This window comes from Vallitalea sediminicola (genome assembly GCF_054408565.1).
The window spans coordinates 1-211 of record NZ_BTPT01000383.1; the positions used below are offsets into that span (position 1 = coordinate 1).

The following is a 211-nucleotide window of genomic DNA, read 5'->3' on the forward strand; positions in this document are numbered from 1 at the left end:
ATTAATAAACTTGTCGATACCAGAAAACAAAATGAGATAGTCCTCTCATGGAATGATTCTATAATAGAGGAAGTAGTAGTTGAGGATATGGATATCGTTCCACCCATTGATAACATGAAATATGCCATAAGTCTGACAGATAATAAAAAAGAATTGGGTAAAAAACGTTTCGCACAATGTAATGATGAACGAAAAGAAAAAGAAAGCAATT

The 211-nt window shown here is 31.8% G+C and carries 1 protein-coding gene; it reads left to right on the plus strand.

The window, feature by feature from the left end; genetic code table 11:
* On the plus strand, positions 1–211 hold a 211-nt coding region (locus ACX6CF_RS27130), incomplete at both ends, for a hypothetical protein (protein WP_458788485.1).